This is a genomic window from Brevibacillus fulvus (genome assembly GCF_016908525.1).
GTDB classification, from domain to species: domain Bacteria; phylum Bacillota; class Bacilli; order Brevibacillales; family Brevibacillaceae; genus Brevibacillus_G; species Brevibacillus_G fulvus.
This window is the reverse complement of sequence record NZ_JAFBEB010000014.1, coordinates 80,746-95,756: the sequence shown is the minus strand read 5'-3', so window position 1 is coordinate 95,756 and position 15,011 is coordinate 80,746. Positions and strand designations below refer to the sequence as shown.

The 15,011-nt window shown below is 50.4% G+C and carries 10 protein-coding genes; 1 reads left to right on the top strand and 9 read right to left on the bottom strand.

The window, feature by feature from the left end; genetic code table 11:
* Positions 1 to 280: 280 nt before the first annotated feature.
* The 7 genes from menC to JOD01_RS16615 form a co-directional block, all read right to left on the bottom strand.
* Positions 281 to 1,393: an o-succinylbenzoate synthase gene (gene menC, locus JOD01_RS16645; protein WP_204519440.1), complete on the bottom strand. Its 1,113-nt coding sequence runs from the start codon at positions 1,391 to 1,393 to the stop codon at positions 281 to 283.
* A gap of 318 nt (positions 1,394 to 1,711) precedes the next feature.
* Positions 1,712 to 2,791 (bottom strand): glycosyltransferase, encoded by a 1,080-nt coding sequence (locus tag JOD01_RS16640; RefSeq protein ID WP_204519439.1) that lies wholly within the window; start codon positions 2,789 to 2,791, stop codon positions 1,712 to 1,714.
* 144 nt (positions 2,792 to 2,935) lie between these two features.
* Positions 2,936 to 4,708: an NTTRR-F1 domain gene (locus tag JOD01_RS16635; RefSeq protein WP_420829100.1), complete on the bottom strand. Its 1,773-nt coding sequence runs from the start codon at positions 4,706 to 4,708 to the stop codon at positions 2,936 to 2,938.
* 164 nt (positions 4,709 to 4,872) lie between these two features.
* Entirely contained in the window at positions 4,873 to 5,784 is a 912-nt protein-coding gene (locus JOD01_RS16630; protein ID WP_239565529.1) for a polysaccharide deacetylase family protein, read from the bottom strand.
* A 362-nt stretch (positions 5,785 to 6,146) separates the two neighbouring features.
* On the bottom strand, positions 6,147 to 6,551 hold the full coding sequence (locus JOD01_RS16625; RefSeq protein ID WP_239565528.1) for an Ig-like domain-containing protein: 405 nt from the start codon (positions 6,549 to 6,551) through the stop codon (positions 6,147 to 6,149).
* 91 nt (positions 6,552 to 6,642) lie between these two features.
* Complete coding sequence (locus tag JOD01_RS16620) at positions 6,643 to 8,742, bottom strand: sigma-54 interaction domain-containing protein (RefSeq protein ID WP_204519437.1); 2,100 nt, start codon at positions 8,740 to 8,742, stop codon at positions 6,643 to 6,645.
* A gap of 156 nt (positions 8,743 to 8,898) precedes the next feature.
* Positions 8,899 to 10,332 (bottom strand): YfcC family protein, encoded by a 1,434-nt coding sequence (locus tag JOD01_RS16615; protein WP_204519436.1) that lies wholly within the window; start codon positions 10,330 to 10,332, stop codon positions 8,899 to 8,901.
* A gap of 427 nt (positions 10,333 to 10,759) precedes the next feature.
* On the opposite strand from JOD01_RS16615, the gene JOD01_RS16610 reads away from it, so the two are divergent.
* Positions 10,760 to 11,893, top strand: a complete 1,134-nt coding sequence (locus JOD01_RS16610) for a M20 family metallopeptidase (RefSeq protein ID WP_204519435.1) — start codon at positions 10,760 to 10,762, stop codon at positions 11,891 to 11,893.
* A 60-nt stretch (positions 11,894 to 11,953) separates the two neighbouring features.
* On the opposite strand, the gene JOD01_RS16605 is transcribed toward JOD01_RS16610, so the two are convergent.
* Together JOD01_RS16605 and efeB are read right to left on the bottom strand one after the other, a co-directional pair.
* Complete coding sequence (locus JOD01_RS16605) at positions 11,954 to 13,771, bottom strand: FTR1 family protein (RefSeq protein WP_204519434.1); 1,818 nt, start codon at positions 13,769 to 13,771, stop codon at positions 11,954 to 11,956.
* Complete coding sequence (efeB, locus tag JOD01_RS16600; protein WP_204519433.1) at positions 13,740 to 15,005, bottom strand: iron uptake transporter deferrochelatase/peroxidase subunit; 1,266 nt, start codon at positions 15,003 to 15,005, stop codon at positions 13,740 to 13,742. Before efeB ends, JOD01_RS16605 begins: the two co-directional genes overlap by 32 nt.
* Positions 15,006 to 15,011 lie beyond the last annotated feature (6 nt).

Genomic DNA, 15,011 nt, shown 5'->3' with positions numbered 1-15,011 from the left:
CCCTTGATTTTCTTTCATTTTGATAACAATTCTTCATGCAAGGGCTCCTTCGAATTTATCGCGTCTAATCAAGAAGTGAATTTTGCAAAAGGCTCTAATAACTGATTCACTTTGCTTTCATCTTCTAAATAATCGTTTATCAGTTTTTTTAGTTCATCTTCGGTTTGTATCTCACTTCACTCCTGCGAATACCACCACACTTGTAACTGTTTTTCGTAATCGCATATAAGCCTTAATTAAAAAAGCCGTGATCAACTGCGTTCTCACGGCTTCCGAGCAACTAGCGGATAAATTCTTGCTTTTGAATCGTATATTTGTCGAGCAATTCCGGTACCGGTTCATAGCCAATTCCGGCCTCTGCTGGTATGTGAATAAGCCCGTCATGCGAAACAGTCACTTCCGGTTTGATAATATCTTCCATCCAGTAGCGGGAAGAACCGGCGGTATCTCCGGGCAGTGTAAAATTGGGCAAGCTGGTAATCGCGATATTGTGTGCCCGGCCAATTCCGGATTCCAGCATCCCGCCGCACCAGACGGGGATTCCATGTTTCTGGCAAAGATCATGAATTTTTTTCGATTCGGTCAAACCGCCGACACGTCCGATTTTAATATTAATCACTTTGGTGCTGCCCAATTCGATTGCATGCCGGGCATCTTCCACGGAATGAATGCTTTCATCAAGACAAATCGGTGTTTTTAACTGTTTTTGCAGCTGAGCATGATCAATGATATCGTCATGCGCCAACGGTTGTTCAATCATCATCAGGCCAAAGTCATCCAACTCTTTTAACAGGTCGATGTCCTCTAACGTATAGGCGGAGTTGGCGTCAGCCATCATCGGGATGTTGCCGAATCGTTGCCGCAATCCGGCGATTACTTGCACATCCTTGCCTGGCTTGATCTTGATTTTCATCCGTCTGTAACCTTGCTGGAGATATTGTTCGACCAAGCGATATAGATCGTCGATGTTTTCTTCGATCCCAATGCTGACGCCGACCTCAATCGCTGTCTTGTTGCCGCCAAGCGCTTTTGCCAAAGGGACATCGTTTTGTTTGGCAAAAAGATCCCAGTACGCTCCTTCCAAAGCCGCTTTCGCCATATTGTTTCGGCGAATCGGAGCCAGACAGGCCGTAACCTCGTCAGGATGCCGCAGCTCGGACTGTTCAAAAAGAAGCGGAATTAAAAACTCCTCCATTACATGCCAAGCACCGCCAACCGATTCCTCGCTGTACAGCGGTACGGTCATTGCCACACATTCGCCGTAGCCAATATGTTCTTTCGTATGTACTTCGCTGACGATAAACTGTTTTTGCAACTGCGTGCCAAAGCTGGTGCGAAAAGGGGCTTTTAATTGCATACTCATTTTCCGCAAAACAATTTTTTCCACTTTCATCCAGATCATCCTTTTTCGTTTATTATCCAAAAAACTCTGAATTGATTTAATATTACTATACTAAATTGAGTTGATTCCGAACAGTCAACCGTAAAAAACGGTTCCTTACGATTCGTCCATAACTGAAGACTTTTTCCGCTGTACCGCGGCTTGTCAGCTTGCAGCAAGAACTTTTTTTTGAAGCGAAGACAGAACGGATCACCCAATCCAGCTTATGGCATGGCCCGAGCTGTCTTCACCATTTCCCGCGATCATGTCGGGACTTCGCAATGTTGACCAATCTGTGTTCGGGTTGTTGAACAAACGGTCGTTGGTTGACTATTCCTGGGGTTGCAGTTTCTCTTCAAGCAATTTTTTGTTGCTGAGAATGGTTGGATCGTCAGGACGATACGTTCGGGCTACTTCGTTATGTTCATACGATTTCTGCACATCCCCGATGTGATAATAGCAGACACATAATTGCAAGTGCGGCAGCCATGTCCAGCACGCTTCATGGAAGAATCCCCAACTTTCTTTGGGACGCTCCAGTTCAGTGGCGAATTTGTACCAAAACAACGCTTTGCGGTATTCCTTTTGCCGGAGAAAATAATGACCGAGACGGCAACAAAATTCCGCCCGCGGAGCCTCGAGCCGAAAAGCTTGGAAAATGCAGTCCAGTTCTTTTTCCTCATTGCCCAACCGATAATAAATGTCTGCCATTTTGTTGTAAGTGGCCAGGATGTCTTCTATCCACCCTTCTTTTGTATCCAGAAAACGATGATAAAACTCCAACGCCCTTTCATATCGCCCGTTGTCCCGCAATTCGTTGGCAAAATAATAAAGATCGCGCGGTGTAAACGGTTCGCCCTTGGCCAGGCGTTTTTCAAAAATAGCCAAGTTTCTGCCGGAATGACTGTTAATCCGCCGATGGGTAACGGCAATATCGCTGTTCAAAATATTTCCGCTGACGGCCAAATATTCATGAACGGCGCCGTGCCAGCGAAACTGTCTGGCCCTCTTTACAAGCCGATTGCGGCGAAAACTGTAGGAAACACGCCCAAACTCATCAAAGGCATAATGATAGTGCATCGTGACCGAATCAACGGATGGATCTAGCGTTTCTTTTAGCTGCAACAATTTTTGCTGGTCTTCTTCCAACAAAACGTCGTCAGCATCCAGCCACAAAATATATTCCTGGGTAGCTAAACGAAAGGCATAATTTCTCGCTGCCGCAAAGTCATCGATCCACTCAAAATGATAAATTTTATCCGTATATTGACGCACAATTTCTGTTGTTCGATCCGTTGATCCGGTATCAACGACGATAATCTCATCGACAATTCCTTTGACCGATTCCAAACAATTGCCGATCGTTTTTTCTTCATTTTTCGCGATCAAGCACAGACTAATTGTGATCATTTCATCACCTCAAAAGAGTGTATGTTACTTTGATATGCCATCCTGGACGTAGTCGTCCTGATCAATCACAAAGAAAAAAAGAGGCAGACAACAAATGTCGGAGCCTCGCTCACTCGATTTGCAGCTGCCTTTCCATTACGAATCTTAGACGCCAGGTGCCCCGGTATCCCCTGTCGGACCAGTTGGACCCGTCGGACCGGTGTCACCTGTCGGACCGGTGTCACCTGTCGGGCCAGTATCCCCTGTCGGACCAGTTGGACCCGTCGGACCGGTGTCGCCTGTCGGACCGGTATCCCCTGTCGGACCGGTGTCCCCTGTCGGGCCGGTATCTCCTGTCGGGCCGGTATCCCCTGTCGGGCCAGTGTCCCCTGTCGGACCGGTGTCGCCTGTCGGGCCGGTATCTCCCGTCGGGCCGGTATCCCCTGTCGGACCGGTGTCACCTGTCGGGCCGGTATCCCCTGTCGGACCGGTGTCCCCTGTCGGGCCGGTATCTCCTGTCGGGCCGGTATCCCCTGTCGGGCCGGTGTCACCTGTCGGGCCAGTATCCCCTGTCGGGCCGGTATCCCCTGTCGGGCCAGTGTCCCCTGTCGGACCGGTGTCGCCTGTCGGGCCAGTGTCGCCTGTCGGGCCGGTATCCCCTGTCGGGCCGGTATCCCCTGTCGGGCCAGTGTCCCCTGTCGGACCGGTGTCGCCTGTCGGGCCGGTGTCGCCTGTCGGACCGGTGTCGCCTGTCGGGCCAGTATCTCCCGTCGGGCCGGTGTCGCCTGTCGGGCCGGTGTCTCCCGTCGGACCGGTGTCACCTGTCGGGCCGGTATCCCCTGTCGGGCCGGTGTCCCCTGTCGGACCGGTGTCGCCTGTCGGACCGGTGTCACCTGTCGGGCCGGTATCCCCTGTCGGACCGGTATCCCCTGTCGGGCCGGTATCTCCCGTCGGGCCGGTGTCACCTGTCGGGCCAGTATCTCCCGTCGGGCCGGTATCTCCCGTCGGGCCGGTGTCACCTGTCGGGCCAGTATCGCCTGTCGGGCCAGTATCTCCCGTCGGACCGGTATCCCCTGTCGGGCCGGTGTCACCTGTCGGGCCGGTATCCCCTGTCGGGCCGGTATCCCCTGTCGGGCCGGTGTCACCTGTCGGGCCGGTATCCCCTGTCGGGCCGGTATCCCCTGTCGGACCGGTATCCCCTGTCGGGCCGGTGTCGCCTGTCGGACCAGTTGGACCTGTCGGACCAGTGTCCCCTGTCGGGCCGGTATCCCCTGTCGGACCGGTATCCCCTGTCGGGCCGGTGTCGCCTGTCGGGCCGGTATCCCCTGTCGGACCGGTATCCCCTGTCGGGCCGGTGTCACCTGTCGGGCCGGTATCCCCTGTCGGACCAGTTGGACCTGTCGGACCGGTTGGACCTGTCGGACCTGGAGTTCCGGGATAAGACAGTAGAACGACATCATCAACAAGCACATCCGCACTTCCTGCTTGCGGAAGTTTGTTGATCAGAACAATTGCTTGTGTTGCTCCAGCGGGTACTGTTGTCGTAATCCCATAAGGGATCAACCACTCATTTAGGGTTACGTCAGGAAGGGAATCCGCTGGCAAGGTAATAATTAACCCGTACCCAAGAAAAGTAAATGCAGCATCGTAAAATGCAACGGAAATCGAAATGGGCGCGCTCGGCGCAGCTCCATCTTTAGCCAGAGCCAGTCTCAGTTCAAAGTTGTCGCCCGGAGTGATCGGGATAGTCTGTCCAATAAAAGAGTTGACATCTCCTCCCAACAACCTGGCGCTGAAGAACCCGGTATGGCTATTGACAACATCCACTGTTGCATTGACGGAAAACCACGGATCGATAACGCCTGTTTCAAAACTGCTATTCGCTATCAGATTGTTTACTGTCATGATTTCACCTACCTTTTGAAAAAGTGGCTCCATTTCTTCCTCTTTGGTTGAAATTGAAGCTAGTGAAGTATATGTAACTGGTAACGAATTGGAAACAGCGCTTGTCACAAAAATGCTCCCAAAATTAATTTTTTAATTAATTTGAATACAATCAAGCAAAAGAAAACGCTTCCATTGTTTTATGGAAGCGCTAAGGATTATTTGTATGGAAGCCCCAATAACTCGGGCACTGTGACAAGTTCAACACCATCTGCACGTAATTTTTTGATCACTTCGGGCAATGCCTCTACCGTACCGGTCAAATCTTCCCCTTTTCCCCCAGCAGCATGCTGCAGGACGATCGCGCCTGGCATCGCATGTGCCAGAATATTGGTTGAAACTTCTTTTGTGTCAAGACCTTTCCAGTCCAGCGAATCAATATTCCAGTTGACGATTTTCTTTCCTTGACTGGCAAGCCATTTGATTTGCTGCTCGTTAATATTGCCATAGGGTGGTCTGACCAATTTTGGCGTATAGCCAGTCAAACTGTGAATAATGTTATCGGTTTTGATGATTTGCTGCTGGAATTGCGGATCTTTTAATTTGGGCAAATTGGGATGGGAATAGGAATGGTTCCCGATGACATGCCCTTCCTGAATCATTCGTTTAATTAAATCGGGATGTTGTTCCGCACGATTTCCAATCACGAAGAATGTCGCATGAACTCCTGCTTTCTTCAATTGATCGAGCACTTTAGGCGTGAAATTTGCGTCCGGTGCATCATCAAAAGTCAAAGCCATTTGTCTCTTTTCCGTTGAACCGTTTAATAAAAAGGTACTGTGGTACTTCTCCCGCAAATCCGCTAAAGTCATCGGGTGAGGAGAACGCACGGTTCGTTCCTTGCCACCTTCCAACGGTGGAGTTGGTCCGGCAGTCTCCCGATCGGCTTGCTGGACAGCAGCCGTTCCTTTTTGCTTGGCTTGCTGCTGCTCTTGTGAAGTTTTGTTGGTGCTTTGCGTTTGCTGTTTGTTGTTGGCTTTGGCCTGATTGGCATTGTTTTGGCCATTGCAGCCCGCTGCCATCAAGGCCACGGCAACTGCCCAGGCCACGAACGACCAACGCAATTTCATGTTTTGCCACCACCTGTTCCGCATTAGTATGTGCTTGCTGCTTGTCTATCAGTAGATTGCGTTACCGAAAAAGATTTATACAACTAATCAAGTCCAAGCGCCTGAGCGTCGGATACCTACAAGATGTAGAAAACAAACCAGGCGATTAACAGAACGAGCACCGCGAAGGGAATAATCCACGCCCAACGATATTTCGCTTTTTTCGTTTCATTGCTCCCGAACAAGAAAAAGACGCCCCCTTTCCGGCAGACATTGTCCACCTATTTTCCGCCGGATAAGCGTTGTTTATGCGACGTTTGGCCGTTACAACACAAAAACTCCGATCGCCCAGACATTTACAGGCGAATCGGAGTTTAACCAAACTAGTTTACGGTTACTTTAATTTTGACGGTTTTCGATTGATATTTGGCGGTGATCGTCGCAGTTCCTTTTTTCTTCGCCTTGATCTTTCCGCTTTTTGAAACGGTCGCTACCGAACTTTTGCTTGTTGTCCATTTGGCTTTCGAACCGGAAATTTTTTTGCCATCGTAAGTTAGCGAAATCGTTTTCGATTTGCCTTTTTTCAGACTGACCGAAGAATGGTTGGCTTTCAGTTTCTTCGTGCTCGTTGTGCTGAACGCTGCTGTTTGCGCCACTGCTTGTCCTTGCGTCAACTGTTCCGCGCTTACGGATTGGGCAGCGCTCGCAGGCGTGGACTGCGCTCCCAGCGTGAGCAGGCCGACCGTTACCGTCACCGCCAAATACTGTTTCCATTTCGTCTTAACCATTATTTTCACTCCCATGCTTTGTTTCGTTTACATGGGCTATGACGAATGTTTTTGGAAAAAGTTACATGATCAATCCAAAAATTTTTTTGATTCAGGTCCGCTCCTCTTTAATCGCGTGCAAAACTTGAACACCCAGGGAAGTAATTTGCGTCCCTTGTTTTTTGACCCCTACGTCGATGCAACCGCTGCGATTGAGAATGGCCAAACGATTGCGTATTTGCGCATCGGATAACGGCCAGGTCAACATCTTGCTCAAAGTCGAACGGCCAACCCGCTCCTGCCGTTTGGCGCATAGCCACAAGTTTTCAAGGATATCCTCGTATTCATTCAGGGAGCCGTGTCGTTCCAGCAGGAACAACGTATCCTCCACTTCCTGAGCGGCCGAAGGGATTGCTTGCTCCACCCGCGGTCGCGGTTTGGCTTCCGAGGGGCGATGAAACCGGTCCGGAAGATGCTGCATCTCTACCTGTTCACCATCGGAGATCACCAGCAGGTAATTAATGAAATTTTCCAGTTCACGAATATTCCCCGGCCATGTATAGCGCAGCAGTGCCTCCCGAACCTCGGGCGAGAAATGCAGTCTTCGCTGCTTGCTTCTTAAAAAATAATCGATCAGGATAAATAAATCGTCCTGTCTATCCCGAAGACTGGGGATCTGCAACGGCAGAACATTGAGTCGATAGTACAAATCCTCGCGAAATGAACCGCTTTCAATCATTTCCATCAAGTTGCGGTTCGTTGCGGCGATCACGCGGACATTGACAGGGATGACCCGGTTCCCGCCGACCCGCATCACCTGACGTTCTTGCAATACCCGCAGCAGAGCGGCCTGGATGCTTAGCGGGGCATCGCCAATCTCATCAAGGAAAATCGTTCCATTGTGAGCCAACTCAAACAATCCGATTTTTCCACCTTTGCGGGCACCGGTGAATGAGCCTTCTTCATAACCGAACAGCTCGCTCTCAGCCAGACTCTCGGTTAAGCCGGCGAAATTGACCGGAACAAACGGGCCCTCTCTCCGGGAAGAGTTTTCGTGAATCGCTTGGGCAAAAACCTCTTTGCCCGTTCCGTTCTCCCCGGTGATAAGCACCGTGAAGTCTTCTCGGGACAATTTGATCGCCGCCTGCTTGGCGGAAACAATCGCGTCGCTGACCCCGATGATGTTGGCGAAGCTGTATTTGGTCGTTAATCCCAGCTGAACGCTTTTTTTGCGAATTTCCTGTTCCATTTGTTGCACTTTGGTTACATCCTGAAAGGTGACAACTACTCCCAAAAAATGTCCGTCGAGCATAATTGGATTTTTGGTGACTAATAAAAACAGGCTGCCAAAAGGAATCAACTGATCGGAGATTTCGGAGCGTGTTTGAAAAATTTCTTCCAACTGAAAGTCGGGAATGACATCACGATAGTGGCGTCCCAAGCATTTCTCTGCCGATAAACGCAGCAGTTTGCCGGCATCGTCATTGAAAAAGGTGATCGTTCCTTGCTCGTCTACACCGATAATCCCCTCGTGAACGGCATTCAAAATCGCTTCCAGCTGCTGTTTCAACTGCTTTTCATTCGCGACCGAAATCGAAAGATCGCGGCCAAGTTGAACAAAATCGCGGAAAAAATCAGCCGTATAAAAATGTCCTTTATCGACAGACAAATTAAACAGTTGGGCAATATCAAAAATCGTGGACAAGTCAAGCGGCCGGTTATTAAGATCAATTATTTGTTTGATTCCGGCCGGCACATATTCCGGAAACCCTAGCGTGATGCCCAAATCAATTTGCTCAAGCTGCTCTTCCGTCAACGTCATCTTTGGCTCAAAAGGCGTAAACACAAGATGGTTAAAACCGAGCCGTTTTAAAACTTCCACCGAGTCCTCCGCCGTAGCCAGCGCATTGGTCACAAACAAACATCTGGTTCCCGCCGGCAAATCCATCAACGGAACCAATTTGGTCATATGAATCGTCCGTCTTGCTACCATCACCGCTGTTTCTTCGGGTACCGGCGGCAAGCTGTCGAGCAGATTCGGATTGGATAAAAGCAGAAGCTTGACCTGAGAAAGAACGCTAGGATCAAACTCCAGCTCTTCATAATGAGTAAAAATATCCAGCTGGGAGCCAAAAATCGATCTCAGGTTGTCTTCGAAGGTTCGGCAAACCTTCTTGCTCCTTGTTACCAACAATACGCTTGGCTTTCCCATAATCCAGACTCCTTCTTCGCAAGATAATGAAGCCATTTGCACAAAGCGATATTTTAACGATTGTAAATTAAAATCGGGGGTTTTGCAATTTTTCTAAAAAAAAGAGCCTCAGCTTGACAGCTGAGACCCTGTGTAGCAAATAACCGAGAACGCCTATTAGAATGGACCCCAATTGATCGAAACCCCGATAATCAGGAAGATAATCGCGAGCACAAACCAAACGAGGAATAAAGGCAGGAAGAACTTGACCCATTTGCCGTACGGAATTCCGGTCATGGCCAAAATCGCCATCAATACGCCGGAAGTTGGGTTCACACAGTTGACCAAACCTTCCCCAAACATGACGGCTTGTACAGCAACTTGACGGGTAATGTGCAACAAATCCGCCAACGGTACGAGAATCGGCACGATCATCGCGGATTCTCCGGAACCAGACGAAACGAGGAAGTGAATCGCCGCACTGCCGATAAACATTCCGATCGCACCGGAAACAGGCGAAAGCGGGGACAGCACATTGGCGAGTGCATTGACGATTGTATCCAACAGCTTGCCATCCTCAAGGATGATGATTACGGCGCGCGCCATCCCGACGATTAACGCACCATAAACCAGTTTGGAACAGCCTTGCATAAATGTTTTGACAATTTCATTGGCATTCATTCGGGAAATGATACCGGCACCGATGGCAATGAAGATGAACAAGGCTGTCATTTCGCTTTCAGACCATTTCAGGATCAGCGTACAAATGATGAAGCCAAGCAAAGACAAACCGGAGAACAGCAACACCCAAGTTTGTTGGGCAGACAATTTGACTTTTTCATTGACCATATCAGCCTGATTGGCACCCAAGTCATTCGGGAATAACTCGGTTCCCAAAGCGCTCTTGCCGATATCCTTCTGGATGCGCCGCGCATACCAGTACAGGAAAGCAATCGTCCCGATCAAATACACGATATAAATGATGATCCGGAAACCCATCCCGGAAAGGAGCGGAAGTTCGGCGATTCGTTGGGACAAGCCGAGCGTTTGCGGGCTGAGCACCGTAACATTCCAGCCGGCATACGTTCCCAAATAAATCAGCGCTGCGCCGAAAACGGCGTCCAGTTTCAATCCTCTGGCAATGACAATGCCCAAAGGAACGAAAGCGATAACTGAGTTAACGATAATTCCGGTAGTGCCCAAAATGGAGAAAACGACACAGACTGGAATAATCAGCAAGAGCAGCTTGTCCTTGCTGCTAATGACAATCTTTCGCAAAAATGCGTCAATGGCTCCCGTTTTTTCCAGAATGGCCAAGGCCCCGCTCGTAAACATAATCAAAAAGATCAAGGAAGCCCCTTTGGTCATCCCTTCGGCAATAGAGGTAAACAAATCTTTAAAACTGACCGGACTTGATTCAACGATATGATAGCTGCCAGGTACGGTAACCGTTACATCGCCGTTTTTCACACGGTCAAATTCACCTGCTGGTACAAGATAGGTGGCAATGGTACAAATAATCAAAATACAAAAAATAAGGACGTACGCGTCGATTCTAGGAAACTTCTTTTTTGGCGTGTTTTTCTCCAGATTCGTAGTTGTCGATTGCATTCCCTAAGGCCTCCTTTGCTTTTGTTAAACGTTTTTTGCTTGCCAACTTTTTGTGAGCATCACTGTTCTCCTTCTCTTCCCTCCCTCTCCTGTTCAGCTGAACGCTAGCAAATCCTTATGCAACAACCATACCAACTTAGCCAGTTCAGAGGAAATCAATATAAAAATAATTTTCTCGATCTTGCTTTTGCTTGACGGCTTGTTTTGGGGTGTTTTTTAGGATACCAAAACCATTAAATCAACCTAAAAATAATCCCAAAAATCAGTCAATTCAAGTTTTACTAAAAAAATTCATTGGCAAGCATCTTGCTATTCGTAATCATGACGAGTTTCACCGAATTTGTCACGAAAAATTTTTAAATGTGATTAAAAAAGTGAAACTGTGCAAAAAAACAGCAAAACTATAACCGACGGGAGCGATCGTGCAATGAATGAAGCAAGCGCTTTGAAAGAGTATTTGCAACGGCATGAACAAGACATCCTTACTGATCTGGCCGAACTGGTCAAAAAAGATTCCCCTTCGCAAGACAAGACATTGGTCGACGAATGCGGCCGCTGCCTTCAACAATTGTTTCAAAAACATCTTCAGGTAACGGCTGAAGTCTTGCCGCAAACGGCCGTTGGCGACCATCTGAAATTCAGCATTGGCCAGGGAGAAGAACAGATTTTAATCGTTGGCCATTTTGACACCGTTTGGGACAAGGGACGTCTGACCTATCGGGTAGAAGGAGAAAAAGCTTATGGTCCTGGCATTCTCGATATGAAGGGCGGGGTAGTCCAAGCGCTGTGGGCGATCAAAGCGATTAAGGAACTCGGCTTCAAGCTGAACAAAAAAATCGTCTTTCTCTGCAATTCTGATGAAGAGATCGGTTCGGTTACTTCACGAGCCTATATTGAGGCGGAAGCGCGCAAAAGCCAGTGCGTTTTGGTGGCCGAACCAGGCGAAGCTCATACGGGTGCCTTGAAAACCGCACGCAAAGGCGTGGGGATTTTTGACTTGAAAATTTACGGCCGGGCTGCCCATGCCGGAAACCATCACGAGGACGGAATCAATGCGGTGGAAGAATTGGCGCATCAAGTCATTGCCCTGCAAGCGTTAACCGACTATGAAAAAGGAACAACGGTCAATGTCGGGATCGCTGCGGGTGGCAACAAGCGCAATGTCGTGCCGGAATATGCGAAAGCACAGATCGACGTGCGGGTCAGTTCCCTGGAAGAAGCAGACCGTGTAACCAAGGCGATTCTCTCTTTGCAGCCGGTTCTACCAGGGGCGAGACTGGAGGTTAGCGGCGGATTGAATCGTCCTCCGATGGTTCGCACCGCCCATACGGAAGCGCTCTTCGAAAAAGCTCGTCTCGCCGCAGAAGAAGTCGGTCTGTCGCTCGAAGAAGCAAGCGTCGGCGGCGGCAGCGACGGAAACTTCAGCGCCGCTCTCGGCATTCCCACCTTGGATGGACTCGGCGCATTGGGTGAAGGGCTGCACGCCGAACATGAGCATATTTTGATTGAGCAATTGGGCATTCGCTCGGCCCTGTTCGCCAATCTTTTGCTCAAGCTGTAATTGGAGAGACAAGCAAGAGAGCCCTTGCCGATTTGACAAGGGCCCTCTTTGCGATGGCGTTTAAACCTGTTCTTTTTTGATGAGTTTCCGGTAAGAACGTCCTTTGACGGTGCGCACCGCCAAAATCAGGATAATCAACAAGATGAAGATTTGCGGGATCGTTGTCTCCAGGCTGGGGTAAACGCCCAGCCCATTGATCGTTGGCAAGTAGCCTGGCACATGGGTTGGAAGTTTGCCAGCCACTTGCAAGGCGTGAATGCTGCCTCCTACATATTTGAACGCAAGATAGTAAATGAGGAAGCTGGCAATCAAAAAGAAGGGGCGAACAGGAATCCGTCCGCTATATACGATCAGCACATAACCAAGCAAAAGCAGAAAGACTAAGGCGCCGCCGATCCCCAGCAAAAGCTGTGAGGTTTGAATCGAGGCGGTCATCCCGATATAAAAGATGACCGTTTCCGTACCTTCCCGCAGCAAAGCAAGAAAGGACGTAATCCCCAGCGACCACAACGCTCCGGTCGACAGTGCGGCGTTCATTTTATTTTGAATATAGTTGTTCCAAGCCTTGACGTTGGATTTTTGATGGAGCCATGCTCCAACGGTCAGCATCAAGCCGACGGAAACGAGACCGGCGATCCCTTCGATCAGCTCGCTGCTGCTGCCCGCTTTGGCCTGTGAAAGCAAATAGCTTAACAAAAATGCGGTCCCGCAGCTGACCAGTACACCACAAGCAACACCTGACCAGATCCACGCTTGCTTTTGTTTGTTGCCGGTTCGATGGAGAAAGGCCAACAAAGCGGCCACCACCAGCAATGCCTCCAGCCCTTCCCTGACCAGAATCATCGCAGCATCCCATGCTGTATATTGCGTTTGCTCGGCAAACGGCTCCAGGCTCGACCGAATCGACTGTATCAATTGCTCCGCTCTGGCCAAATTCGGCGGAGTAGACAGCAGAATGCCGGGAACTTCCGTCATTTTGGTTTCCACGTCGCTGTACGTTTGCGGAGAACGGGTTTGTACCTGGCCTTCCGCCATCGGCCAGGCGACGATAAATTGCTGCATCGTGTCCGCTGCCGCCTGACTTTGCTCCGCTGTGATCTGCTGCTGGGCCTTCGCCAATAGTTGAAGCAAACCGGCGATGCCATCAACCTCGCTCTGGGCAACGGAATCGCTTTTTGTCCATTGCCCCGAAATGAACCGATCGAGCTGGCTGGCAAAGTTGGCAATGGCCTGCTCCATCTTGTCCGGCTGCGGCGGTTCGGTTGAAATCGCCACCCGCACCAGGCTGAGGCTGGTCTCAAATGCGGCATAGGCGTCAAAATGTTCGGTGCGAACCGCAGACTCTACAGCCAACCATTTATCATAGAGTTGATCGTATTGTTGTTTGGCCTGCTCCAGTTCGCCGTTTGCCACGGTTGAAGAGAGCTGCTGCAGCAAAACGGCCATTGTTTGTGCCGCTGCGATCGCCTTGTCCCCCGTCTGCTCAGTTCCCGCAGCCAAAAAACGATTGGTCGCTTTTGCCAATTGGGAAAATGCCTGATAAACGGTTTGCTGATCCGGGTTGGGCTGCGCTAATGCGGCTTGCGCTTGCTGCAACGCTGCCTGAACTTGCTCCGATGACTTTCCGTTCGTGTCGAGCTTCTGCCATTGGACGGCAAACTGCTGCAAATGGGCAGCGACGTCCGGCCAATCTTGATCCCCGATCGCCACCAAGGCGTCCCCAACAAACAGCAACAATTGCTGCTCCGGCTTGCCCGAATTCGCTTGCGCTCCCGCTGCTGTTCCCGGCTGTACGCCAAACAGCCAGACGATGGCCGAAATGGCCATGACCGCCGCGAGCAAACGGTTAGGCAAATAACGTTTCCCCAAGATAACCACCTTCTTGTGCTCCTGGTAAGCATGCAAACACCGCACTGCCCACATGGACGATATATTCATTCAATGCATCCTGCTTGGCCAGCCGCTGCTGGATCGGCACAAACTGTTTCAGCGGATCGCGTTGGAAACAGATAAAGAGCAGACCGGCATCGAGATGGCCCGTATCAAGATCAATGCCGTTCGTATACGAATAAGAGCGGCGCAAAATCTTCTCCGTTCCGTCACCAAACGCCAACCGAACATGGGCATTTTCCGGAATGATCAGTTCACCCCGTTCATTTTTTCGCTCAAGGTCGAGCGGATCAAACTCATTTTGTTTGCCGAGCGGCGCACCGCTCTCCCGATGGCGTCCAAACGTATTTTCTTCTTCCTGCAACGTCGTCCGATCCCACACTTCAATCCGCATCTGGATGCGGCGAACGACCATGTAGCTGCCGTTGACCATCCAGTCCGGCCCTTCATCCGGTTGCACCCAGACCACTTGATTCATCTGTTCGTTGTCGGTTGTATCCGGATTGGCCGTGCCATCTTTAAAGCCCAGTAAGTTGCGCGGGGTACCTTTTGCCGCATCGGCTGTCGACGTCCGCTGAAAACCTGCCTGTGTCCAGCGCAGGACCGCTGCTCCGCGAGCGACCCGCGCCAAGTTGCGAATGGCGTGAAAGGCAACCTGCGGATCGTTGGCGCAAGCCTGGACGCAAATGTCGCCGCCGCACCACTCCTCTTTCAGGTTGTCGCCCGGAAATGGCGGGAGTTCGCTTAATACTTCCGGCTGTCTGTCAGCCAGCCCAAACCGGTTAACCCCTTTTTGCCGGAAAAAGGAAGGGCCGACGCCAAAGGTCAAGGACAGGCTCATCGGGTGCAAACCGATCGTTTCGCCGGTATCGACCGGCGGCACAAGCGGTTTTCCTTCGTCATCTCCCACCGTCTCTCCTCTTTGCAGACGAGCGGCAATCGCCGACCATTTTTGCAACAGTATGCGCACTTCGTCCCGGTCGGTTGCAATCAAGTCGAAAGCGGCAAAATAAAGGAAATCCTGCGCAGGCGTCACGATGCCGGACTGATGCTTCCCATAAAAAGGAACGGCTTGACCTGTCGCTGACATACCGGACGCTGCAGGTGCCGAAGTTGATACATTGGACGGAGAGAGCCACTTCAACGTGCCGCCGCCAAGCAACATGCCCAGGCCGCCCGCTCCTGTTAACCGCAACAATTCACGCCGACTGATTTTTCTCATGTAAAT